The organism is Pandoraea captiosa (assembly GCF_902459775.1).
Lineage (GTDB): Bacteria > Pseudomonadota > Gammaproteobacteria > Burkholderiales > Burkholderiaceae > Pandoraea > Pandoraea captiosa.
Genome location: NZ_CABPSQ010000010.1, coordinates 154,775 through 179,001 on the forward strand (window position 1 = coordinate 154,775; position 24,227 = coordinate 179,001).

The 24,227-nt window shown below is 59.1% G+C and carries 15 protein-coding genes and 5 pseudogenes; 18 read left to right on the plus strand and 2 right to left on the minus strand.

All coding sequences use genetic code 11. The features are described 5' to 3' along the window. Positions 1 to 32: 32 nt before the first annotated feature. The 8 genes and pseudogenes from PCA31118_RS21370 to PCA31118_RS21400 form a co-directional block, all read left to right on the plus strand. Positions 33 to 11,903 carry a two-partner secretion domain-containing protein gene (locus tag PCA31118_RS21370; protein ID WP_150627012.1) on the plus strand — a complete coding sequence of 3,957 codons (11,871 nt, stop codon included), beginning with the start codon at positions 33 to 35 and terminating at the stop codon, positions 11,901 to 11,903. Between the two features lie 12 nt (positions 11,904 to 11,915). Next, complete coding sequence (locus PCA31118_RS27700) at positions 11,916 to 12,530, plus strand: Imm52 family immunity protein (RefSeq protein WP_425495390.1); 615 nt, start codon at positions 11,916 to 11,918, stop codon at positions 12,528 to 12,530. Between the two features lie 138 nt (positions 12,531 to 12,668). Then, positions 12,669 to 13,124 carry a hypothetical protein gene (locus PCA31118_RS21375; RefSeq protein ID WP_150627013.1) on the plus strand — a complete coding sequence of 152 codons (456 nt, stop codon included), beginning with the start codon at positions 12,669 to 12,671 and terminating at the stop codon, positions 13,122 to 13,124. A 299-nt stretch (positions 13,125 to 13,423) separates the two neighbouring features. Further along, positions 13,424 to 13,666 (plus strand): Imm74 family immunity protein, encoded by a 243-nt coding sequence (locus PCA31118_RS21380; protein WP_150627014.1) that lies wholly within the window; start codon positions 13,424 to 13,426, stop codon positions 13,664 to 13,666. A 215-nt stretch (positions 13,667 to 13,881) separates the two neighbouring features. After that, positions 13,882 to 14,763 (plus strand): hypothetical protein, encoded by an 882-nt coding sequence (locus PCA31118_RS21385; RefSeq protein WP_150627015.1) that lies wholly within the window; start codon positions 13,882 to 13,884, stop codon positions 14,761 to 14,763. A gap of 205 nt (positions 14,764 to 14,968) precedes the next feature. After that, positions 14,969 to 15,358: a hypothetical protein gene (locus PCA31118_RS21390; protein WP_246190361.1), complete on the plus strand. Its 390-nt coding sequence runs from the start codon at positions 14,969 to 14,971 to the stop codon at positions 15,356 to 15,358. Positions 15,359 to 15,529: 171 nt separating this feature from the next. Further along, positions 15,530 to 15,754, plus strand: a pseudogene (locus PCA31118_RS21395) (hypothetical protein); the annotation flags it as partial. 63 nt (positions 15,755 to 15,817) lie between these two features. Next, positions 15,818 to 16,171: pseudogene (locus PCA31118_RS21400) on the plus strand (DUF2489 domain-containing protein); the annotation flags it as partial. A 164-nt stretch (positions 16,172 to 16,335) separates the two neighbouring features. Here the strand turns inward: PCA31118_RS21400 and PCA31118_RS21405 are convergent. Then, positions 16,336 to 17,040: pseudogene (locus PCA31118_RS21405) on the minus strand (IS3 family transposase); the annotation flags it as partial. Between PCA31118_RS21405 and PCA31118_RS21410 the strand changes: the two are divergent. The 7 genes and pseudogenes from PCA31118_RS21410 (at position 16,976) to PCA31118_RS21440 (ending at position 21,133) form a co-directional block, all read left to right on the plus strand. Next, positions 16,976 to 18,097, plus strand: a complete 1,122-nt coding sequence (locus tag PCA31118_RS21410; protein ID WP_174990551.1) for a hypothetical protein — start codon at positions 16,976 to 16,978, stop codon at positions 18,095 to 18,097. The pseudogene PCA31118_RS21405 and the gene PCA31118_RS21410 sit on opposite strands and share 65 nt — an antisense overlap. A 1-nt stretch (position 18,098) precedes the next feature. Continuing rightward, complete coding sequence (locus PCA31118_RS21415; RefSeq protein ID WP_150627019.1) at positions 18,099 to 18,620, plus strand: hypothetical protein; 522 nt, start codon at positions 18,099 to 18,101, stop codon at positions 18,618 to 18,620. Further along, positions 18,620 to 18,805, plus strand: coding sequence for a hypothetical protein (locus tag PCA31118_RS21420; RefSeq protein WP_150627020.1), 186 nt, complete (start codon positions 18,620 to 18,622; stop codon positions 18,803 to 18,805). The genes PCA31118_RS21415 and PCA31118_RS21420 overlap by 1 nt, the downstream gene beginning before the upstream one ends. After that, positions 18,802 to 19,083, plus strand: coding sequence for a hypothetical protein (locus PCA31118_RS21425; RefSeq protein WP_217431289.1), 282 nt, complete (start codon positions 18,802 to 18,804; stop codon positions 19,081 to 19,083). Before PCA31118_RS21420 ends, PCA31118_RS21425 begins: the two co-directional genes overlap by 4 nt. A 178-nt stretch (positions 19,084 to 19,261) precedes the next feature. Then, complete coding sequence (locus PCA31118_RS21430) at positions 19,262 to 19,849, plus strand: hypothetical protein (RefSeq protein ID WP_150627021.1); 588 nt, start codon at positions 19,262 to 19,264, stop codon at positions 19,847 to 19,849. Positions 19,850 to 20,346: 497 nt separating this feature from the next. Next, positions 20,347 to 20,547 (plus strand): annotated as a pseudogene (locus PCA31118_RS27705) (GH-E family nuclease); the annotation flags it as partial. A gap of 4 nt (positions 20,548 to 20,551) precedes the next feature. Continuing rightward, on the plus strand, positions 20,552 to 21,133 hold the full coding sequence (locus PCA31118_RS21440) for a suppressor of fused domain protein (protein ID WP_150627022.1): 582 nt from the start codon (positions 20,552 to 20,554) through the stop codon (positions 21,131 to 21,133). Between the two features lie 318 nt (positions 21,134 to 21,451). Here the strand turns inward: PCA31118_RS21440 and PCA31118_RS21445 are convergent. Next, positions 21,452 to 21,637 (minus strand): annotated as a pseudogene (locus PCA31118_RS21445) (transposase); the annotation flags it as partial. Between the two features lie 266 nt (positions 21,638 to 21,903). Here PCA31118_RS21445 and PCA31118_RS21450 point away from each other — a divergent pair. From PCA31118_RS21450 to PCA31118_RS21460, 3 genes are all read left to right on the plus strand, one after another. After that, the gene (locus PCA31118_RS21450) at positions 21,904 to 22,680 is read left to right on the plus strand and encodes a hypothetical protein (protein ID WP_150627023.1); all 777 of its coding nucleotides are present in this window, start codon (positions 21,904 to 21,906) and stop codon (positions 22,678 to 22,680) included. A 411-nt stretch (positions 22,681 to 23,091) separates the two neighbouring features. Then, positions 23,092 to 23,340 (plus strand): hypothetical protein, encoded by a 249-nt coding sequence (locus PCA31118_RS21455; RefSeq protein ID WP_150627024.1) that lies wholly within the window; start codon positions 23,092 to 23,094, stop codon positions 23,338 to 23,340. Positions 23,341 to 23,357: 17 nt separating this feature from the next. After that, the gene (locus PCA31118_RS21460; protein WP_150627025.1) at positions 23,358 to 23,762 is read left to right on the plus strand and encodes a hypothetical protein; all 405 of its coding nucleotides are present in this window, start codon (positions 23,358 to 23,360) and stop codon (positions 23,760 to 23,762) included. Positions 23,763 to 24,227: the final 465 nt, after the last annotated feature.

The following is a 24,227-nucleotide window of genomic DNA, read 5'->3' on the forward strand; positions in this document are numbered from 1 at the left end:
AACGCACGTCATAAAAACGGACAAGGCACGTCATGAAGGCAACTTCACGAGAGTTCATCGAAGCCGGGAAAACCGCTCGTCAATCGGCACGTACCGACGACGCAGGCGATCTCGTCCTCAACGAGACGCCGACGATTCGCGTGTGGCAACGCACGATTGCGGCATGCGTCGCCCTGACACTGCTCGTGAGCCCGATCTCCGTGACGTTCGAGCTGAGCCAGTCCGCGGCGCGCGAACTCGCCGCCAATCGCGCGGGCTTTGACGACACTGCGTTGACGGTCATGCGCTCGCTCGCCACGCTACGCGTGCACGTGGGCATGCGTGAAGCCTTGGCGGCCCCCATCACCGATCCGACGGCCCCTGTCGTTTTCGCGCCGAAGATCACAACTAGCGGCAACGGCGTACCGGTGGTCAACATCACCGCCCCCAATGCGGCAGGTATCTCACTCAACCAGTACCAGACCTTCAACGTCGACGCCGCAGGCCTGATCCTCAACAACAGTCTGCTCAACGGGACGTCGCTCAATGGCGGCGCCATCGCCGCCAACCCCAATCTGTCGGGGCGCACGGCGAGCACCATCGTCAATCAGGTAACGTGGTCCGGCAGTGCGTACGCGAGCGCGCTGAATGGCCCGCTGGAAGTGTTCGGCGCCCCTGCCACGGTCATCATCGCGAACCCGAACGGTATTTCGGTGCGTGGCGCGGGGTTCACCAACACCATCGGCGTGACGCTCGCGACGGGCACGCCGCAGTTCCTGAGCGCGCCCGGCGGCACGCCGACCGATTTCGCCAACGCCGGCGCGCTCGGCTTCAACGTCACCAGTGGCCACATTCAACTGGAAGGCAACGCGGGCGCGAACGGTCCGGGCAGCGGCATCGAGGGCACGGTCGGCGCCATCGACCTGATCGGCCAGACGGTCGGTGTCAATGCCCCACTGTATGCCGGTACGCGTATCAACGTCATCACCGGCAATCAGCAAGTCTCGACCGGTGCCGTGGACGGTACGGGCACGCGCTACATCACGACCGCCAACGGCGCGGCGAATACGGCGCAGGCCGTGCAGCGCGCCACGGGCGACACGCAGGTCCTCGCCATTGACGCTACACGTTTCGGCGCGATGACTGCCGGGCAGATTCAGGTGATCGGCACGACGGCGGGCCTTGGCGTGCGTATGGCGGGCGATCTTGCGTCCACCGCCGGCGACCTGACGCTTTCGTCCGGCGGCGATCTTACGGTGGCGAATCACGCCGCGCAGCAGCAGGTGCAGATGAGCAGCGCAGGCAACGTTGCGCTTACCGGCACCGGCCTTGGCGAGACGGGCTATCGCCTGACGGCGACCGGTGACGTCGCTGCGGCAGGCTCGCTTCAGTCGGGCAAGGCACTGGACGTCCGCGCAGGTGGCAATCTCACGCTCGCCAGCATTCAGTCCAACGACAGTGCGACGCTGAGCGCGGCCAAAACGCTGACGCTGCGCGAAGCGCAAGTGGGCGGTGACTTGTCGCTCGCAACGCAGGATATCGCGCAAGGCGACATTCGACTCACGGGACCGGTGACTGTCGCCGGCGCACTGGTCGCCAACGCCGCGCGCGGTATGTTTGTCACCGACAGCACCGGTGCGACGGGCAATGTGTCGATTACGACCGGCGGCGACTTGCAGATCGCCCAGGGCGCGCGATTGACGGGGCACGGCGGCGTGGCGACGCAATCGGCGGGCGACACGCGCGTCGACGGCACACTCGCTTCCGGCGGGCAGTTGGACATGACATCGCGAGGCGGCCTCGACGTTCAGGGAGATATCGCTTCGACACAAACCGCGCGATTGAGCGCCGACGGCGCGCTGAATATCGACGGTACGCTGCTCGGACAAACCGATGCGACGCTGCGCGCCGGCAGCGATGTCACCGGCAAGGGCAAGCTCGCCTTCGGCACGAACGCAACGTTGCGCGCGGCTCGCGACATCTCGTTGACCGGGACCTTGCTGGCGGGTGCGCTGAACATGGATGCGGGGAACAGCCTGTCGCTCAATGACGCGCAAAGCACCGGCATGGCAACGCTTAGTGCGTTGGGTAGCGCGGGTGGCGGCGACATCGCACTGCAAGGCAAGGTCTCGTTCTATGGCGCGGCGGCGCTCACGGCTGCGCGCGACGTGCTCGTGACCGGCACGACGGCCGGTGGGGACGCCCTGTCGCTCGCCGCTTCGCGCAACGTGACCGTCACCGGAACACTTCAAACCGCGGGCACGAACCAGACGCTGTCGGTGAGCGCGGCCAACGCCGTGTCGGTGCCGGGCACCGTCGAAGCCAGCGCCGACCTGAAGGCGAATGCGGGCACGACGCTCGACATCGCGGGCACCGCCACGGCCGCGGGCGACGTCCGTCTCCAATCCGGTGGCGACATGCGCGTGTCGGGCAATGTGTCCGGACAACGCACAGCCACCCTCGACGCGGGCGGGAACCTCGACATTGGCGGCGGCGCGCATTTCCTCGGCAATACGTTGCTCACCTCAGGCGCAAACGCCACGCTCGGCGGCAAGTTGCAGACGGCCAATCTGGCCGTCACCAGTCGCAACGATGTGACGCTCGGCGACATTCAGGCTAGCGGCACGTTGGACGTCACGGCAAACGGTCTCGGCGGTGGTGGCGACATTCGCCTCACGGGACCGCTCGCGTCGTTCGGCGTCGCCACGCTGAACGCGGCACGTGACGTGTTCATCACCTCGACGGGAAAGATCGCCGCCAACGACAGACTCACCGTGACCGGGCAGCGAGACATTCAGGTCGACGGTGGTGTGACGGCTGTCGGCGATGTCACGATGACGGCGTCATCCGGCAATCTGACGACGACGGCCGATCTGAGCACCAACAGCACGCTTGCCTTGAGCGCAGGGCAGACGGTGACGTTGGGCGCACCCCAGACCAGCGCCATCGGCAATGCATCGGTGACGGCCGGTCAGGACATCGTGCTCAACGGTGCACTGGTTGGGCTGGGGGGCGTGCTGCAAGCAGGTCGCGATCTCGTCGGGACGGGCGCATCGGCGTTCTCCGATACCGCAAGGCTCACGGCGAACCGGGACATCAATCTGTCCGGCGTGTTGCAGGGCAACGGTGTGAGCGTGGCTGCGGGCAACAGCGCAACGGTGTCCAGCGTCACGTCGAACGGCCTGTTCTCGGTAACGGCCACCGGCAATGCGGGCGGAGGCGACGTGATCGTCAACGGCGAATCGAGCGTGGTCGGGGCAGTCACGCTGAAGGGTGCGCGCGACGTCACCGTCGCAGGCACCTTGCAGACAGGCGAAGACGCCACGCTCACCGGCGCCCGCGACGTCAACATTACGGGCACGGTCCGCACGGCGAAAGACGCATCGCTGACGGCCACGCAAGGCAGTGTCAACGTCGATGCGCAGGGCAAGCTCGGTGTCGGCGGGCAACTGACCGCGTTGGCGGGGACGGACGTCGTCATGGCCGGGCAGACGGCGGTTGCAGGCAACACAACGCTCGCCTCCGGGCGCGACACGGTCGTCCAGGGCGCGTTGAACGGTCAAGGCACCGGACGCATCGATGCCGGACGCGACGTGAGCGGCACAGGGTCCGCGTCGTTCACCGGCGCGCTCGACGTCAGCGCAGCGCGTGACATCGACCAGAACGGCCTGTTGCAGGGCGGCGGTCTGACGGTCGTCGCGGGCAATAGCGTGACCGTCAAAAACGCGCAGTCGACCGGCGCATTGACGTTGACCGCCAGGGGGCTTGCCGGTGGTGGCGACGTGATGGTCAATGGCGAATCCGGCGCAGCGGGCGCCGTGTCGTTGCAGGCCGCGCGCGACATCACCGTGGCGGGCACGCTCGGCGGCGGCGCGGGCACCACGCTCGACGCACAACGCGACATCGTCGTGGGCGGCGCGATCCAGTCGGTAGGCGACGCCAACCTGACGGCACGTGGCGGCAGCATTCGCGCGACGGGCGGTGTGAGCGGCGCCGCAAACCTCTTCTTCAACGCGGCACAAGATGTCGCGCTTGGTCAGTCGACGAGTGCGTTGCGCGACGTCACGATCAACGCCGGACGCGATCTGCAACTCGGCGCGGTGTTGGTCGGCGTGAACGCGAACCTGACGGCGGGCCGCACGTTGCTCGATACCGGCGATGGCAGCAGCAAGGCCGTCTTCACGGGCAATGCCACGCTCGCGTCGGCAGGCGACACGCGACTCACGGGGGGCGTGCAGGCGAATGCCATCGACGTGACGGCCGGTGGCAATGCGACGCTCGGGGTTCTCAACTCGGCCACCGGCATCAACGTCACGACGACCGGCACGGCCGGGGCGCTGGCTGGTGCGGGCGACATCGTCTTCAACGGCGCGGTGTCGTCGCCGAATGCGTTTTCGGCGACTGCGGCACGCGACATTCTCCTTGCCGGCAGCGTGGCGTGCGGTGCGGCATGCGAACTGGTCGCACAACGCCATCTGTCGGTCACGGGGACGGCGCTCACGATGAGCGATCTCTCGTTGATGACGCGCACGGGTGACCTCGCCATCAGTGGTGAGGTAACGACTGCGGGCGCGCTGCTCGCAACGAGTGCGGGCAACGCGACGCTTGGCGGCAAGCTGAGCGTGCAAGGTGACTTGCGCGCTAATGCCGTCAACGATCTCACGCTGACCGGGCAAACGAACGTGCAGGGGATCGGCGCGTTGAGCGCCGGTCGCGACATCCTCGGTGACGGTACCGCCTTGTTCGGCGCAGACGTCACGCTCGATGCGGGGCGCAGCATTGCGCTCACGGGCGCGCTTTCCGGCCAGAACGTCGACGTCCACGCCGCAAACAACGCAGGTCTGCATAACGTGCAGGCGACCCAGGCGCTGACGGTGACGGCGGGCGGCGGCGATGTCGCCATTACTGGCGACGCCGTCGCACTTGGCACGGTAACGCTCTCCGGTGCGCGCGACGTCGCCGTGACCGGCAAGACCGTCGGCGGCGACAACGTCACGGTGAGCGCCACGACGGGCGACATTCGTCTGCAAGGCGACACGGCTTCCGAGCGCAATCTCACGCTGACGGCGGCGAACGGCGCGATCACCACGGGCAACGCGGGCGCGCAGGGCGACATGACGGTCGATGCGGGCAAGTCGCTGACGATGCAAGGAGACACGACGGCCAACGGTCTGGTGCGTCTGACCTCCGGCGGCGACATGACGCTGGGCAACGTACGTAGCGTCGTGGCAGACGCCGTCGCCGGTCTGCTGACGGCGGGCGGCAAGCTCAGCGCTACGTCGCTCACGTTTGGCAACGGTGGCCTCACCACGGTGTCAGGTGGTGCGACGCAAGTCACGGGAGCCATCGTCGCAGGCGAGGCGCTGGCGATGACCACGACAGGTGATCTGACGGCGGGCACGATTCAGGCGGGCAAGTCGGCAACGCTCACGGCGGGTGGTGCCGGCGACGTTCGCGTTGCAGGAGATATCGGCACTGGCGCCCGCCTGAGCGTCAATGCCGGACGCGACGTGACGCTCGGCGGTGCAGTGACGGCGGGTGAGGGTCTGACCGTCACGGCCGCGCGGGGCCTGACGGTGACTGGCGCGCTCTCGGCGAATCAGGACATTGCACTGACCGCGACGCAAGGCAGCGTCACGCTGGCCGGACCCGTCACCGCGATTCAGAACTTCACGGCGAAGGCGGGCAGTGCGTTGGCGATGGGGGCTGCGCAGGTCAACGGTGACACGTTGCTGACGTCCGGCACGACGATGGCGCTGAGCGGCCATCTGCTCGGCAAGGGCACCGCAACATTGCAATCGGGTGGCGACATCAATGGAAGCAATGGCGCCCTGACGTTCGGCAAGGACGTGGCGATTACTTCCGGCGGCAAGCTGACGCTGGGCGGTGTGGATACGGCGGGGGATGTGAGGATCACATCCGCCAGCGACGCGTTGCTCGGTGCGTTGACCTCGATGGGCAAGGCATCGCTCACCAGCACGTCGGGCAGCCTGACGCTGGACAAGGTGCTCGTGGGTGGCACACTCGATGCGACCGCTGCGACGCAACTGACGGCACTGCAAGGCGTGTCGAGCATGGGTGCGATGACGTTGACCGCGCAGAGCGGAAACCTCGGCGTAGCGAACGTCTCGGGCAACGACACCATCGCCCTGCGTGCGGGGCAGACGCTCACCCTGGGAGGCACCAACACCGTCGTCGGCGACGTGACGCTCGATGGCGGGAACGTCGTCATCAACGGCGCTACGACCGCGTCCAAATCCTTCACGGTCACAGCAATCGGCGCACTTGATGCCAGTGGCGGGCAACTCTTCGTCACCCAAGACGCGAAGCTGAGCGGCGCGCGCATCGACACCGGCGCGATGATCGTCGGCGGCGCGCTGGATGTGACTGCGACGCAATGGGTAAGGACGCACGGCCTCGCGCTGATCAACGGCGCGACGACCTTCAATGCCGGTGCGGGCACGTTTACGAACTCGGCAGGCGCGTCGGTGCTTAGCGCGGGCGCGTTGACGATCAAGGCCGGTGGCATCGTCAACCAGGCGGGTGGGCAACTGGCGTCGACGAAGGCGCTGACGCTGACGTCGACCGGGGATGTCACCAATGCCGGTTTGCTCAACGGCAGCACGACGTCCGTTACGGCGGAGGGCACACTGACCAATAGCGGCACGGTGCTCGGCGCGGGCGGTGTGTCGCTCAACGTCAACGGATTGAACAACAACGGCGGCATGATCCTGGCAGGCGACGTGACGAGTGCGACGCCCACGAGCGCGGATCTCTCGCTGACGGTCAATGGCGCGGGTACGGTGACGACCGCCGGCGGCGAACTGGCCGCGACGCGCAATCTGGCGGCGTCGATGGGCGCGGCGACGTTCGACGTGACGGGCGGCGCGTTGCAGGCTGGCGGCACGATGTCGATCACGGCCAACGTCATCAATAACGCGGGCATGTTGCAGTTGGGCGGTGCGAGCACGTCGCTCACGGGCCTGTCGTCGTTCATCAATAGCGGCACGATCCAGAGCAACGGCGCACTGACGCTGGCGAGCAACGGCTGGTTCACGAACAGCGGCAGTGTAGTGGGCGGCAGCGATGTGACGATCAACGCGGCAACGATCAACGGCGCAGGCGCGACGATTCACGCCGACCGCGATCTGTCGCTGACCCGAGACGTCATCAATAGTGGCCTCATCGAAGCGAACCGCAACCTGAGCGCGACCGGCGGCAACTTCACGAACGCCGGCGCCAAGACGCAGGCGGCGGGCGACATCACGTTCTCGCTGCCAGGCACGCTGAATAACATCGGCGGCACGATCATCGCAGGGAACAACCTGACGGTGAATGCGGGGGCGGTGGTGAATGATCAGGCGGCGGGGTCGGGTTCGGTGACGACTACCACGACGGTCGTTGATCCGAGTCTGATCTGGAGTGCGATTATCGGAATACGTAGTTCGCGGCTCAGCCAAGGACCGGGTGGCGGTGAAGGCGACATGAACGTTCGGTGGCTCGATGTGACGTCCACTGCAACGCTCGGTGATCTATTGTCGCCTACGGGAGTAACGCTGGAAGGCAAGCCAGACGGCATCAGTCCGTGGACGGGAGACCGTTGCACCAACGGGCTAGCTGTTTTGTCATGTAATGCGGGCACTGGCGCGCCTGTGATTGACTCCGGAACGTTCTACATGAACAAGTTCCGCGGCAGTCGGATGGTGGGCGACTATCCAGTCGACTATGACTATTGGCAAATGAGCACTGCGCCGGTGCCGGGTGCGCAGGAGTCGATCGCGATTGCGTTGCCAACGGTCAACCAAACATCGACTGTGACTCAGATGGGTGCGTCGGGTGTCATGATCGCGGGTGGAGATGTTTCGCTGACAACTGCGAATCTTTCCAATAGGGGCGGGCAGATCGCGGCAGGTCGGAATGTCACACTCAATGTCGGCACGCTCTCCAACGGTGCGGTAGCGCCGACAGCGACGAGTACCGTTCTCAATGCGGTGGATCAGGGGCAGTATTCTGCGTTTCTTGCGCAATTGGCTTCTCTCGGTGAGATCGAGGTTCCGGCTGCTCACTATGAAACGATCGCCGATATGCAGAACGAGCATGAACTCGTCGCTTTCAAGATTTCGACGGACGCTGCAGCCCCAACGTCGACTTCGACGATTTCGTGGTCGACGTCGCTCGGACTGATCACCGCTGCGAATACGCTAAACCTCTACGGCGGCAACCTCGTGAACGAGGGCATGATCTACGCCCAAAACAACGTCAACATCTACGCCGCGAGCGTCACGAATCAAGGGGGAAATACCCAGCAATTCATGTCACAGGCGGGGTGCGCGGCGGGTACGAGCAACGTTGCTTGCTACCGAGGTAACGACGTTCGCGGCCAGAACCCGAACACCACCTCGTTCACCTTCGCGCAGAACAACGCGGCCATCATCGCGGGCAACAACCTCACGATTGCTGCGGGCACGATCAACAACAAGTATGGTGATCTGATCGCCGGTCACGATCTCGTGATCGGTGGCGTCGGTTCGTCGGCCACGGGCACGACCGCAGCCGATTCACTGACGAACACGTCGGGGAACATCCTTGCGGGCAACAACCTGACGCTGAATGTAGCGGGCGGCATCACCAACACGCTGCCGCCGCCGGTGCAGGTGCATGAGAACTACGGCAAGCTCGAAAAGTACTCGGGTTGCATGACGGCGGGTGGCTACAAGGAGAGCTACTGCGAGGCGTACGTCGATCAGCAGTCGGGCAACTCGTCGATCATCGGTGCGGGAAACAATCTGACGATCAACGCCGGGTCGCTGACGAACGTCGGCAGTCTGATCACGGCGGGACTTAACGCGACGATCAACGTCAGCGGCCCGGTGGTCAACAGTGCACAGACGCTCAATGCCTACTGGCACTCGCACTGGGTGCAAGAGACGGGCATGTCCGAGTCGGACAAGCGTCACGATGTGTGGAGCTGCGGCAGTGCGGCGGAGTGTACGTCGCTGTATGGGGATGCTTACACGAGCGTAGGCGGTGTGATCAACCCGCCGACGCCGGTGGGTAACATCGCTGCGACGATTCAAGCGCCGAATTTGACGCTCACCTCGGGCGGTCAGATCGTCAACGTGGGCAATGTGGTGGGCCAGTCGGTGTCGCTCACGGGTACGAGCTTGGTCAACGGCATCACGACCGCAAACACCTACACCCCGCAAGTCGGCAATCCACCGCAGGTGATTAGCCTGGCACCGGCGAACGGTGGTCTGAACCTGACGATCCCGGCGAGCTTGGGCGGCACGGGATCATCGATCCTCACGGGCGCGGTCGGCCAGCAGAACGGCCCGAGCTATGTCGTAGGCGGGTTGGGCGCAACGCTCGATCCCGTCTCGCCGCAAGTGCTGATTTCAAACTTGCCCGCGTCGCTGCAGCCGAGCACGACGACGTTCTACTTCTCTCCTCAGCAGGAAGCGATTCAGCTTCAGCAAGCCGCCTTGATGCAAACGGGCAAGGCGAGCTTCATCAATGGATTGTCGACGGACAGCACGTCGCAGTTGAGCGTCAACGACCAGCAGAAGCTGGTGCTGTACGGCAACGCGGTGGAGTACGCGAAGGCGAACAACATCCGGTTGGGTCAAGCACTGACGCCTGAGCAGGTCGCCGGCTTGTCGCAACCGATGCTGTGGTACGTCGAGCAGACAGTGCCGGAGCCGGGATGCGCTGCGACGGGCAATGCGAAGTGCCCGACCGTCACAGCGCTGATGCCGCAGGTGTACCTGCCGGAGAACTTCTCGGCGCTCTCGGCTGGCGGTCAGATTCTCGCGAGCAACGACCTGTCGCTGAACTTTGGCAACACGGCCACAGGCGGCAGCATTCTGAACACGGGCTCGATCACCTCAGGCGGGACGCTGACGGTAAACACCGGCACGCTGACAAACCGCGCGAACGTGGTGGACGTCGGTGAGATCTGGAGCTACATCAAGGACGCGGGCTATCTGAAGACCACCGGCACGATGGTGCAGCCGGGCGGCTTCATGAGCGCCGCAGCGGGCGGCCTGACGCTTAACGTCGATCAGTTCAACCAGATTGGTGGTGCGCTTCAACTGCTGGGACAGAACGGAGAGGTTGACCAGTCTGCAACCCAGGCATTCATCGCGGGCGTAGCTGCGCAGTTGGGTGACAACTTCCTCCAGCAGACACTGCAAAACGACCTGCACACGGATTTTGTGAAGCAGGGCGGGAATTTCGGGATTCAGCAGGTCGGGATGATCGTCATCATGGCGATGACGGTTATCGCGACGCAGGGGGCATCGCTAGCATTGGCGTCGGCGGAGACTGCAGCACAGCAAGCAGCACTCGATGCAGCGATGACGGCGATCGTTGAAGGTGGTACGGCAGCCGCAGCCGAGACCGCCGCTGCGAGTGTCACAGGAGGGTTGCTCTCCAGCGGAATGTTCGCGGCGGGCACGGTGGGCAACGCCATGGCGTCGGCATTTGTGGCGAGCGCGTTCGCCTCGGCCGCGTCGCAGGTCATGACGAATGGCACGCTCAATTTTGGCGATGTCTTGACGGCAGGCGCGGTCTCGGCGGTCACGGCCGGTCTGACCCGAGGAATCACGTTCAGTGATGCCGATGGCTTGGGCTTTTCGATGTCGGGTTCGTCCGATAGTTTGGCCAATCTGGCCGGTGCGAATCCGAGTATCGCCGAAGGACTGGCGAGCAATGCGGTGAGTTCGACGGCGAGCGATTATGCTCGCCAACTGGCGGCAATGGCTGGGGTGTCGGCGATTCAGGCGGGCGTTCAAACGGCGATTCAGGGAGGGAGTTTCCTAGAGGCGTTGAAGGGCAGTGGGGTTAGCAACCTTGGTGCGGCGCTAGCGTTTCAGATTGGTGAGTTGAACGAGGCGGGCGGCTTTGGTGATGGATTGTCGGGAGGCTTGGCCTATGTGGCCGCCCATGCGGCCCTAGGGTGCGCTGGCGCAGCAGCGTTGGGAAGCGATTGCGCTGGGGGAGCTATCGGGGCAAGCATTAGCGCTGCATTGACGCCTGACTTGATACAAGCGATGGGCAACGGCAGTCAATCGCTGGACCCCTCGCAGCGGGCTGCATTAACGATGCTCGCGGGCCTCGCAGGTGCATTCGGAGCGGGAGCGTCTGGATCAGACGCAAATGCTGGGGCGTTCTGGGCGCAGAATGAGGCGACCAACAACGCTGAGGAGCATCCGGGAGATAGCGGGTTTGTCACGAAACTCGTCGATGCGTTAATTTCCGTCGTAAATTGGCGCTCAAACGCACGCGCGTGGATAACGCACCAGTTCCTGTTGGCGCAGCATCAGCAGTCCGGTGAAACGCCTCCGGCGGACGCAAATCCGCTCACTCAGGAGAATGATCGTACTCCGCCGACGGCGGGAGGCAAGGCAGTCTCGTCGCCGACGGTTGTTTGCTTCGCTGCCCCAGGAGGCGGTGGTTGCGTCATGGGACCGCCTTCTGTCGGTGGTGGTGCCGCGCCAAGCGGTTGGACGTTATCTAGCGGCAGCAACGAACCTCCCAACACAAATGATGACGAAGGAACCTGGACGTCCGCCAACGAGGCGATGTCGCCCGGGGCACGAGACTATCAAGAGCAGGTTACGGGTGCTAGAGGGAAGGTGTATACGGTCAAGGGCGTCAAATTCGATGGGGTCGACGCCGACGGTACGTTATTAGACGCAAAAGGGCCCGGGTATGCTCGATTCGTGGCGAAGAACGGTGAGTTTCGACCCTGGTTTCAGGGGCAGTACGCCCTTATTGACCAAGCGCAACGCCAACTCCTAGCAGCAAACGGTCGTTCGGTTCGGTGGATTGTCGCTGAGCCATCTGCCGCCAAGGCAATACAATCGCTTCTTGATCGGGAAGGTATTCGCGGAATTTCCATAGTTTATAAAGCGCCGAAATGAAGGGGGTGAATCATGAGTAATAGCTTTTTGGGAGCGTACTGGGGACCACGGAAGGAATCAGCGCGAGAATGTGCTCGTCGAGCTTCCACGTTTTTGGAAGATCTATCAACCTTGTCGGATGACTTTATCGAGTGGCGACTACCGGGGCGCAGTCGAACTGAGGCAGGACGAAGTCCGCGCCTCACTTCCGACTTGCATCACCTTGAGACCTTATTTCTTAAAGGAGTGAATCGCCGGGATGTCGGTGGCGAATCTATTGATGAGCTAGGGTTCCGAATTTCCGTGTGGAACGGTGCGGGTGATGACCACGCAGCATCCCTGACGATGAGATGCGGCTTATATTCGGAGGTTCCCGGGGTTAATAATGCGGTATCGTTAACAATTCCCTCGGAATTCGACTTGGATTCCGTCGCAAAAGTGAGGCGCCTTCTTGTATCTGTGATCCGTGCTTGGCAACCCGACTGGGCTGTAGTTGCGTCCAGCTCAGGAGGTCGGGGTAATAATAAAAAAAATGCCCCTTTTTTGGATAGGGCATTGTATATGTCATCGTCAATAAAAGAAAATTATCCGGAATTTTTAGGTCTTGCTGGCTATGAGGTTGCGGGTGGCGAGATTATATTTTCATAGCTATTATTTTCGGAAAATTTTGGCCGGTAGTCTGGGGGAGTTAATTGATCGGGTTGTGCGATTAAGAAAAGCCTATCGGAGAAAGAGTCTAAACGGCTGTCTGGACGGAATGCGAGCAGTTCTCGCAAACGGTCGAGCGTGACGAACCCAGCGAGCTTGGGCGGCACGGGGTCGTCGATCCTCACGGGCGCGGTCGGCCAGCAGAACGGCCCGAGTTATGTCGTGGGCGGATTGGGCGCAACGCTCGATCCCGTCTCGCCGCAAGTGCTGATCTCGAACTTGCCAGCGTCGCTGCAACCGAGCACGACGACGTTCTACTTCTCGCCGCAACAAGAAGCCATCCAACTCCAGCAAGGCGCCCTGATGCAGACGGGCAAGGCGAGCTTCATCAATGGTTTGTCGACGGACAGCACGTCGCAGTTGAGCGTGAACGACCAGCAGAAGCTGGTGCTGTACGGCAACGCGGTGGAGTACGCGAAGGCGAACAACATCCAACTGGGTCAGGCCCTGACGCCTGAGCAGATCGCAGGCTTGTCGCAACCGATGCTGTGGTACGTCGAGCAGACGGTGCCGGAGCCGGGGTGTGCTGCCTAAATTGCTCAGCACAGAGGGGGTGCCACCCTTGAAATGATGATTGCTCAAAAAGGCATCGAGATGCCCGCGTGGGATTCCTCCAATCCCGCTGTCGTAAAGGCGTGGCAACAGATCTCTGCTCAGTACGCTTCGGGTGCATCAGGTACAGTCCGGGCCGTAATAGGGGAGAATCTTCGTCCGCTAAATGTGTGGGAAACAGCAGAACTACCGGCATTAATCAACAATCCAAATTTCACGAAGATCATCACTATTGATCCGGCAACTGGTGCTAGTAAGGTAATTTTTTCGAGAGGTCCATAATGGTTGTCGACGTATCTCGTGGTCACATATTGGTAAAACTAATGGATCGAACCGTGACCGTGCATGGGGAAATGTTTTTTCCTGGTGGTGACAAACTTGGGTTTGTTATCTATTCCGACACAATCAAATCGTGGGATCCTCCAAATCAGAATTTGATTGTCACTCCGGAGGAAAAGCAGATGATTATCGATGACATAAGAAGAGACTTTTTGAGCGGAGGGCATAGCTTAGAGGTGGAATGAGGGAAGACAGATGCCTGCGGTAAGGACTTCCGGGCTGGGATGTTGATTAACATCCGCTTAGGAAATTCGTACGGGCCCATCGTTCCGGATCTGTCAGTCCAGATTGGCAGTCGTCCTGATCACGGCAGGGCTTAACGCAACGATCAACGTCAGCAGCCCGGTGGTCAACAGCGCTCAGACGCTTAACACCTACTGACACTCGCACCGGCACGAGCTTGGTCAACGGCATCACGACCGCAAACACCTACACCCCGCAAGTCGGCAACCCACCGCAGGTGATTAGCCTGGCACCGGCGAACGGTGGTCTGAACCTGACGATCCCGGCGAGCTTGGGCGGCACGGGGTCGTCGATCCTCACGGGCGCGGTCGGCCAGCAGAACGGCCCGAGTTATGTCGTGGGCGGATTGGGCGCAACGCTCGATCCCGTCTCGCCGCAGGTTCTAATCTCGAACTTACCTGCGTCGCTGCAGCCGAGCACGACGACGTTCTACTTTTCTCCCCAGCAAGAAGCCATCCAACTGCAGCAAGCGGCCCTGATGCAAACGGGCAAGGCGAGCTTCATCAATGGTTTGTCGACGGACAGCACGTCGCAGTTGAGCGTCAACGACCAGCAAAAGCTGGTGCTGTACGGCAACGCGGTGGAGTACGCGAAGGCGAACAACATCCAGTTGGGTCAAGCACTGACGCCTGAGCAGGTCGCCGGGTTGTCGCAACCGATGCTTTGGTACGTCGAGCAGACGGTGCCGGAGCCGGGATGTGCTGCGACGGGCAATGCGAAGTGCCCGACCGTCACAGCGCTGATGCCTCAGGTGTACCTGCCGGAGAACTTCTCTGCGCTGTCTGCTGGCGGCCAGATTCTGGCGAGCAACGACCTGTCGCTGAACTTTGGCAACACGGCCACAGGCGGCAGCATTCTGAACACGGGCTCGATCACCTCAGGCGGGACGCTGACGGTGAACACCGGCACGCTGACGAACCGCGCGAACGTGGTCGCCAGAGTTCGGACCCATCTGGCTCAACAGGGCATATTTATTGAGCCAATAGCTGGTCTTCAAGGACTTGCGCGTGAAGACGCAAGGGAGCGGGTCTTGATTTAATACAATGGTATTGGGGAAAATTCTGGCTCACTGATGAATAAAATAAATGGCATATATAATAAAAATACTATTTGCGCTGAATCGCTAAAGAGGGGGGGGTAAAATTGCTGAAAAATATTGAATATGGTGGGTTCGTAAAATGATTAAAATTGGCGACATATTTTCAATAAGAACTTCGAGGGGATTGGCGTATTTTCAGTATGTCATGAAGCACAAGATTATGGGGTCGATGATCAGGGTTTTGCCGGGGGTGTTTGAGGAGCCTCCGGAAGACATGGCATCTCTCGTTAATGAGGTTACAAATTTCTTTATTTTCTTCCCGGTTGCGGGGGCGCTGAAGTTAGGGGGCATTAGTAAAGTCGGGAATTTTGAAATTCCGGAATACTCCCGGGGTATGCCACTTTTTCGCGCAGGTAACGCCAATTCAGTCACAAAAAGAGTGGAAAATTGGTGGCTGTGGGATGGTGAAAAAGAGTGGATGGTGGGAGAGATCACGGACGACCAGAGGAAATTGCCGATTCGCCAGATATGGAATGACACCTTGTTAATCAAAAGAATCGAGGACGGCTGGTTACCTGAGCGCGATAACACCTAATGTCTCGCAGGTTGGATCGACCATCAACTGATCCTGATGTCGATTTTGAAGGGCTCGAGTGTTGAATTTTGATTGTTGTTCGGCAGCGCCACAACGCGACGACCAATGCCTGTGGTCGTGCAGTAAACTTCGAGCAGGCGCTCATCGCCTACCGGAATCTGCAGTGCTACGGAGTGTACGTCGCTGTATGGGGATGCTTACACGAGCGTAGGCGGTGTGATCAACCCGCCGACGCCGGTGGGGAACATCGCTGCGACGATTCAAGCGCCGAATTTGACGCTGACGTCGGGCGGTCAGATCGTCAACGTGGGCAATGTGGTGGGCCAGTCGGTGTCGCTCACGGGTACGAGTCTGGTCAACGGCATCACGACCGCAAACACCTACACCCCGCAAGTCGAAACGCTGTGACCGGTCAAGTCGTGGAACCAAAATCAATCGTGTTGAAATGAGCGGCGGCAAGCAATGAATGAACGCGAGATTACGGAGCGCCGAAGATTGGTCGAATTGGCTCAGGCCATGCTTGACGGCAGGGTATCGTTCCTTGAGGGGGCCGTTCAGGTGTACGCCATAAAGAATCGGTTGATTGGTATTGCCGAGCGTGATCCCGACTTTGATTCCTTTCTGGTTATCATGTCTGAAACCGATCATTTACCTCTTGAAGCTCAGCGGCCTCTCTGGGCGGCCGAAGCTCTTGCTCGCCTTGAACCAGAATTCAAACGGACAGAAGAGTGGGCACGGTCATTTGCTCTGCAGGCCTGCAGAAACCTGATAGCCCGATTCGACACGGTTAGTGATGAGGCAGATGACGCATGAACTATAGAGCACTGAATCCGGCCGCGAGCCGGGTTTGCTCTTGTAAGGCGTCCGGGAGCGTCGCGGCGCTGTCGTGCGATTTGCGTAATTCACGGTGATTGTGCGTACGGCACGGGCTATCTCGAAGAGCCCTCCGGCGACTTCGGGGCGGAAGTTTGTAGTGGTCAACCCATCCCGGTCACTGCGTTAAGTTTTTCTTCTGCTACGGCTGGGGCTAGCCCGTCGTTGAACTGATGCGGACGTATCCAGTTGTATCGCTGCATCAGGTAATGACTGATGTCCCGGTGAGCTTGCGGCGCCGTCATATATCCCGTGTTCGGTACCCATTCCGTTTTCAAACTCCGGAGCAAACGCTCCATTGGCGAGTTGTCCCAGCAATTGCCGCGCCGACTCATGCTCTGCTCGATCCGGTACCGCCATAGTCGCTGGCGGAACTTACGACTACCGTACTGGCCACCCTGATCCGAGTGAAATTGCAGCCCTTGTGGACGACCGCGCTGCTCATAGGCCATGTCGAGTGCCTGCACCACCAGGTCGGTGTCAGGACGCGTCGAGAACGCCCAACCGACGACACGGCGCGTGAACAGGTCCAGGACTGCGGCCAAGTAATGCCAACGGCCTTGTGCCCAAACGTATGTGATGTCGCCGCACCAGACTCGATTCGGCGCCTCCACCACAAACTGCCGATTCAGGCGATTCGGAATGTCCACGCGCTCGATAGTGGCTCGCTTGTAGGCGTGGCTGCCCGGTTGTTTGCAGATCAGTCCAAGCTCCGCCATCAAGCGACTGACCTTGAAACGTCCGATGGCAATGCCTTGCTCACGCATCATTTCCACGATGCTGCGGCTGCCCGCTGAGCTTCGGCTTTCGAGTGGGATCAACAATCTTGGTGCTGCACTTGCGTTCCAGATTGGAGAAGCCAAAGTCGGTGACGCGTTCGGTGAAGGGCTGAGCAAGGACATTCTTTCTATCGGGGCACATGCGGCACTGGGTTGCGCGGGAAGCGCAGCTTCCTGGAATGGATGTGCGGGCGGTGCAATCGGAGCGGCGGCGAGTGCGGCATTTACGCCAGACTTCATTAAAGGAATCGATCCAAGCGGTGCACCGCTCAACGAGGGTCAACTCGCTGCACTCTCCATGCTGTCGAGCTTGATAGGAGCGGGGCTTTCAGGCGCGGCGGGTGCAGATGCGAATGCCGGGGCATTTTGGGCGCAAAACCAGGCGTTAAATAACGAGGCTGGAAGCCCAGAGCATATTGCTGACGCTGTGAAGGGTGGGGTGGTGAGTAGCATCACGGCGCTGATTTATACGCTTATGCCAGCGATGCCGGGGAACCCTGTGATGCAGGCTGCGAGGAATCAATTCATCGATTTGATGAATGCCGAGGCAAAGCGGAAGATGTCAGAGCCACCGGAGCAACTGATTGCTGAAGGCATAGCGAACGGGTGGACGGCGGTTGGGGGCGCTGGTGGTGGCAGGCCGCCCATGAATAACCCGGGAACCGTGCTGGTGAACGGTACGCGAGGGGCGGGGTCTGCATCTGGGATGGGGATGCCGGGATACGTTCCGGACAACGTGATGCTGTCCCATGACGGCGGCGGTGATACTTCAGGTGATGGTTCGTCGGAACGTGGATCAGCCACAAACACGGTGCCGGACGGTACCAACGTAGGCTGGACTAACACTACAATTGGCCGGAGCATTCCAAATTCCGCCATCGACCTAACACGGGGTCAGTTCGAAAAGAGTCTTTTGAATAGCGGATTTACTGCGCCGCCAAAGGGCGGAGTCAATGAGGTAACCGTCTACACAAAAGGGAATATCCAATATGCGGTTCGGAACAATGCTAGTTCGACCGGTGGACCTTCTGTCGACTATCGAGTGAACGGAAATCTAGTAAGCAAGCTTCGACTGAACGGACATTGAAATGAGATACGTCTCGGACACAGATTTGTATAAGCACTTCATGGATCAGGCGGCAAGCCTGAAGTCGTGGCAGGCCGGACACGTGTCGCCTGGCACATCTCGACGGTATTTCGATTGGCTGGAGTTTCTCGTAAAGGGTTTTTGGACTTATGTTCTTGAATTGGCGCGCCTGAGTGGCGATACCACGATCTACTTTTGCGATCTTGAGCAAGCGAACGCTACAGCCTTTGCAAAGAGGTTTGGCGTATACCCGCTGATCGAACTGGAAACGAGTATGTCAGAGTCTGACTATATCGCTGCCCTCAACCGAGAACCAGGAGAAGTACAAGGGGAAACGTTCGCGGTCTCGAATACGGGTTCATATCTCATCTTTCCACCGTCAGGGAAGTGGCACGTACATGGCGAATATTCGATTGAAATGGCCGAGTTAGTGTCGACCGTGGGTGTTCCAGCGGACGAAACGTTTCCACACGACTTTTGGGATGAGGTCGAAGCTATGCGTCGCATTGGTCCGGATAACTGATGACCGAAGAGCTATCGCCTCATCATCGGCATGGCGCCAGTCAATGGTCAAAACCGGCTCCACGAAATGACTATGTGACCGCTAATGGAACGATTAACGGGGTCGATATTAAAGTTGTCTTTGGCCCGAAGGCAGGCCGCATCGTGACCGGCTATCCAACGAACCTACCGAGAAATCAGGAATGAAAGAGCTTCTCGATGATGCTCAGATGAAGCAGAATCTGATGCTTATTTTGAATGAGATGGCAGACCAACCAGATGTCGCTCGATATTTTCCGCCGACCATGTTGCCGTACACGGAATTGATGGCGCAGATTCGCGAATTCGTCGAATTGGCCGGAGAATACAGCCTCGCATACGAATATATTGTTGGAGCTTTGGAGACTAGTCCATTCAGGGTGTCGGGCGAGGCCGCCATCAAATTGCTGGAAGTTGGGTTGCTAATGGGGGCGAAGTCGGAATAGACATAAAGATGGAATATTGATGATTGGTTAAGTATTAAGTGCCCTACCCGGCCATGGCCGCGGTTTTTGATTCTGCTACGGCAGCGCTCGCCACGTGAACGGCGTAGTTTCGGGGGACACGTCAACGTGGCAGAAGAAAAACTTGACGCAGTGTCCGGGATAGGGTGACCACTACACAATGACCTACCAGTTAATTAACCCTCCATGCGCACTTGACTTTGTTGCGCTCACGAAGCAAGAGCTGAAGAAATATAACGAGTGGTTCGTCGCGATAGTGCCGGAGAGAATGGCAACGCTTCAATCCAGCGTGAATGCTAGCGCCGGGTATGGTAGTTGGAGTGCAGACTTCGATCCCGCATCGTTAATCGAACTTGGAGATTGGTTTGCCTCGCAGGTGGCAACACGCGACCGTACACAATCGGAAGTGCGAGCGATAGAAGCCCGTCTAACGTTTCCGATGAATGTGCCGGATGAGGAATTGACTGATGAAACAGTCTCGAAGGCGATCGATGTAGGCATGTACTTCGGCATGGTCCTATTGAAAAACCATTCTTCATTGCGGTGGGACTTCAAGACAGGAAGCAAGCAGTTTGCGGATTACGGACAGCCGGTTATCGTTGGCTTTGGCTCCGCGATCCTCAATCCTGTGCGAATAGCAGTTACGCTGGCCTACGGTGTGGCGGCGGGGACTCAGTCGGGATCAAGGCTCGGCCAGGTTTATAAGTTCTGGTCTGAAAAAGTGGAGGGGCGAGCGAGCCAACCGTGAACGCCAAGGGCCGGAAATGCGCGAGCCGCTTATGGTTCTAACTGCAGTTATGACGCGAACGCGGCCACGTGCTGGGTTTCCGCATCGTGGCGTCGTCGACCGTAACCGCGTGCCGTTGCGATTTGTTTCCTTCGCCGGACGACTGTGCGCAGGTGCTAGTCGCTAGAAAACCCTTCCCTCTCACCTCGTGCTTTGTTGAGAAACTTCAACATAGCGTCATCCAGAACCGCTTAGATAGTGCGGTGCTTCCAGGTTTGCCCGGTGAAGTACCCGACGGTCACGGCTCCGATGCCACAGGCCTGCCTGCCGGAGAACGTCACGGCGCTGTCCGCAGACGGACAGATTCAGGCGAACAACGACCTGTCGTTGAACTTTGGTAGCACGGCGACGGGCGGCAGCATCCTGAACACGGGTTCGATCACCTCAGGCGGGACGCTGAGAGTGAACTCCGGGACGCTTGGCAGAATGCCGCTGAAGGATCGGCTGAGGGGACAAGGGCGTGCCCGACTTGTGGTAGGGACATAACAGTTGCTCCAGGGGAAGGTCCTCGCGACTGGGACGTTGACCATCAGCCTCCGTGGAGCACACGAGATTTGTCTGGCATGAGCCGGAAAGAAGTTCTCAACGAATATAACAGCGGAACGCGCTTGGAGTGCCCCAGTTGCAACCGTTCTCGTGGTGCTAACCCCGTAGGCTAATAAAATGTCAATTGTTAATCATTTGGAAACAAATCTCGGCGAGATCTCCGAGGGATGGAAGGATGCGGCTGCCGCTGACAACTTGCGCGTAATTCGATTCGCGTGTCAGCCTTTCGAAGGCGCGTCGACCTTCTCAACGCTTGGCTTGAGCGATTCGCCGATGCAGTTTCCTGGAGGCGATGTATGCGCCCAAGAGCTATTGTTCGCCGCTTGGGACAGTTATCCTGCGTCCAAAGTTGCTTCATTCCTTCTAACGTTTGCGGAGTATGTACGAAGCCAAAGTCGAGCGCTCCTGCGTGGGGAAGTATTTGGCCCGAGCACTCCTCTGATACCTGGCGTTGCCGCGAACGGCGTGTATGCCTCCCTTCCAGCCATCTATCCCGATGAATTGGCATGTTACCGGGCGTCAAAGCCTCCGGCGATTCTTGTCTGGCTGGTGCCGCTTATTGGTCGAGAATGTGAAATCGTGCGACGCAATGGGTGGGGTGACTTCGAAAAATTGCTTGAAAGCAGCAATCCGGACTTGTTGGACCTAGACCGGCCTTCGTTGGTTGGAGGCGAGGGCGATTCTTGTGGGGGAGTCTAATATCCGACGTCTTTGCTAATGGAGCGGTGGACTAAGCGCGTTCACCTTCGCACAGAACAATGCGGCCATCATCGCAGCCAACAATCTACGTAAATGCAAGGTTAATGGCTGACGTACGAGAGGCAAGCGCTTGCCCAGGCTATATTCAGAATGGTGCGTCAAGCCGAAGCGATAAGAACATACATCACGGATCGCATCTAAGGGAGTCGCTGAGATGTGAGGTGAAGTTTGTCGCCAGTTGATCACTTGCAAGCAAACCTCTGCGAGGTTTCCAAGGTATGGAAGGATGAGGCGGCAGTCGCTGACACTTGCGTGTAATTCGAGTTGCATGTCAGCGTTTCGAAGAAGCTCGGACGGCCCTACGCCACCGTCCTTCTTCTTCCAGTTGTAGAAGGTCGCCTCGCTGATCCCCAGCTTACGGCACACTTCTTCGACCTTCGTACCCAGCTCCGCTTGTTTCAAAGAAAACGCTATCTGTGCTTCCGTGAACCTACTCGTCTTCACGGCATTTCTTCCGTTTCAAACTGTCAAAATCATGCCGGATTTTCTACTTTTCAGCGGTACTGTTTTCTGAGGTAGAGTCGACGTCATTGAATCGCTAGGTTCGACTGGCTCTACGTCAATAACATTCCTGCGAACATGGTGCTCGACCTTCGGGTACAGCCAGGCGGTGTGTCAGCCGCGCAATCGTTAGTTGCCTATGGTCAAAGCCGTGGGGTCGCGGTGATTATTAAGGTGTTTCAATAATGATTCGGTCGAGATCGCAAGTTATGAAGATCATCTTTTCGCTAACGGAGAAGGATGATTTGCGTGGTAACCATCAGCTACATGGGATCAGTTTGGTGCCACGGGAAGGAATGATGTCTCCGGGGCTTGCCATCAGTAAGTTGCGGGGCACGGCGGAAAAATTTGTGATGTTGGGGGTGGTCAACACTTCAGATGATATGGCTCCCGCATCGGTGGTTCTTCGACGCGCTGGCAATTCACGTCCATGGGGTGAACTGGCTTCGCAGCAGCTTATATTCCAGTATGGTGTTGCAGCATCGTTTGAACACTGTTTTGTTCAAATCGAAGAGAGGTACCCTGCGGCGGCTGGAGTATGGGACGACTGGATTAATCCGTTCGTTTTTGAAGAAGGTTTTGTGCAAGGGTGGGTGTCCGATGTTGAATACAACCGATGGCAAAACGCTACTGATCCATTCGAGTACCAACTCGCTGGACGCGATTGCTCTCATCTCCCAAGAAAGTCGAACGGCTTACCCCCGCCTGTCGCGAAGGAAATTGTTGATATCTCTGTAAATCCTGGACGCTGGGTGCTTCGTGATGGCTACGTCGAAGCCGTCGCACCCAAGATGTGGTTAAGCGAGCTGTTCTGGAGGAGGGTGGGGTTAGAGAAGAAAAATCGCTTCCAACAGGAATATTCCGAATCCATCAAAGCACTGGTGGGCGGAATTTTGAAGTTGGTGCTACAGGATATTGATTTTGATTCCGAAGTGACCGCTGAAGAGCAGGTTCGCCTCCGGAGTGCCCTGTACGGTAATGTATGAGAGTCTTCCATCAACGCTCAAAGCGACTCGTGTTCGCTATAGTTTCTAGGAGGTTACACGCTAGGCCGGCTTGGGAGGTGCTGGCTCATGGCGCAGTGTCGAGGGGGGGGTAATCTCTCCGTCTAATGAATTGGTTTCGTGCGCCAACCGAGTCGAACAACTTGTCGGCCATCTCGCAAGGAGTCGCTTGACTGCAACCTTGATGGCACGGATTCGTCGGGGCAGTCTGATTGCTGAGTGATTAACCCGACGCCGCCGGGTAGGCAACATTGCCGCGACCATTCAAGCCCCGAACCTGACGGTGACGTCAGGTGGCTAGATCGTCAACCGGCAATGTTGTGGGACAGTCGGCGTCGCTCACGGGCACGAGCTTGGTCAACGGCGAGCTTGGGCGGCGCAGGTTCGTCAATCGTGGCGGGAGCGGTCGGCCAGCAGAACGGCCCGAGCTATGTCGTAGGCGGGTTGGGCGCAACGCTCGATCCCGTCTCGCCGCAAGTGCTGATTTCAAACTTGCCTGCGTCGCTGCAACCGAGCACGACGACGCTCTACTTCTCGCCGCAGCAAGAAGCGATTCAACTTCAGCAAGCGGCCCTGATGCAAACGGGTAAGGCAAGCTTCATCAATGGTTTGTCGACGGATAGCACGTCGCAGTACCTGTGAAGTAAGGTGGGGGAACTATGAACAAGTTGAGCGGCGTGGAGAAGATATTGGGTGGCCGTTTGGAGAAGGTGTCTGAACGAACAATTCCCGGTGAAGCAGCGGTAGAGGGGGTTGAGTTTGTTTACTTCTCTGATGACGGGGAAAATAAACTAAGGCGACAGTTTCGAAATTTGACCGAAGCATGCAATCCGCCCAATGCAAAATTTGGCGGAGTTAACGACAGAGGATGCACGATCAAGATCCCAACTGGAGAGATTTTTCACGCTATTGGCTACCACGGCGATATCGATGGGTGGCGGAAAGATATTGAATCCGGCGCGGCAGACTTAGGAATACTGCTGGCGTCCATAAGTAGCAATTGTCTCGCTATTTCTGATGGGAGAAAATTTCGACTAAATGACTGTGACGTTGAGTTTTGTTAGATGCCCTAGTTATGAAGTAATACGCAAGGCCCGATTCCGGCGAGCTTAGGCGGCATGGGGTCGTCGATCCTCACGGGCGCAGTCGGTCGGCAGAACGGCCCGAGCGACGTTGTGGGCGGATTGGGCGCAACGCTCGATCCGGTCTCCCCGCAGGTACTGATCTCGAACCTACCACCGTCGCTGCAACCGAGCACGACGACGTTCTACTTTTCTCCCCAGCAAGAAGCCATCCAACTCCAGCAACCTACGCCCGAAAACTGGCAGAAAAGCAGTTACATTAACCCTTGGACTCTAAAGCCTGGTGCTACTGAAAACGGGGAGACGTCGGACAGCGCACCACTTCCTCAATGGGGCAATACCGCAACGAACGTGGTTAAGATAGAAATTCTGACCTGCCCCCGGTTTTAGTCCGAAACGCTTTTAGAGTCCGAGGTTAAAAACTTCTGTTCTTCATGCGCCCGAGCA

Coding starts and splice junctions, on each gene's coding strand:
- PCA31118_RS21415 (WP_150627019.1), top strand. CDS start 18,099: ATGAGATACGTCTCGGACACAGATTTGTATAAGCACTTCATGGATCAG.
- PCA31118_RS27700 (WP_425495390.1), top strand. CDS start 11,916: ATGAGTAATAGCTTTTTGGGAGCGTACTGGGGACCACGGAAGGAATCA.
- PCA31118_RS21380 (WP_150627014.1), top strand. CDS start 13,424: ATGGTTGTCGACGTATCTCGTGGTCACATATTGGTAAAACTAATGGAT.
- PCA31118_RS21440 (WP_150627022.1), top strand. CDS start 20,552: ATGTCAATTGTTAATCATTTGGAAACAAATCTCGGCGAGATCTCCGAG.
- PCA31118_RS21390 (WP_246190361.1), top strand. CDS start 14,969: ATGAAGCACAAGATTATGGGGTCGATGATCAGGGTTTTGCCGGGGGTG.
- PCA31118_RS21370 (WP_150627012.1), top strand. CDS start 33: ATGAAGGCAACTTCACGAGAGTTCATCGAAGCCGGGAAAACCGCTCGT.
- PCA31118_RS21460 (WP_150627025.1), top strand. CDS start 23,358: ATGAACAAGTTGAGCGGCGTGGAGAAGATATTGGGTGGCCGTTTGGAG.
- PCA31118_RS21450 (WP_150627023.1), top strand. CDS start 21,904: ATGAAGATCATCTTTTCGCTAACGGAGAAGGATGATTTGCGTGGTAAC.
- PCA31118_RS21430 (WP_150627021.1), top strand. CDS start 19,262: ATGACCTACCAGTTAATTAACCCTCCATGCGCACTTGACTTTGTTGCG.
- PCA31118_RS21425 (WP_217431289.1), top strand. CDS start 18,802: ATGAAAGAGCTTCTCGATGATGCTCAGATGAAGCAGAATCTGATGCTT.
- PCA31118_RS21420 (WP_150627020.1), top strand. CDS start 18,620: ATGACCGAAGAGCTATCGCCTCATCATCGGCATGGCGCCAGTCAATGG.
- PCA31118_RS21410 (WP_174990551.1), top strand. CDS start 16,976: ATGGCAATGCCTTGCTCACGCATCATTTCCACGATGCTGCGGCTGCCC.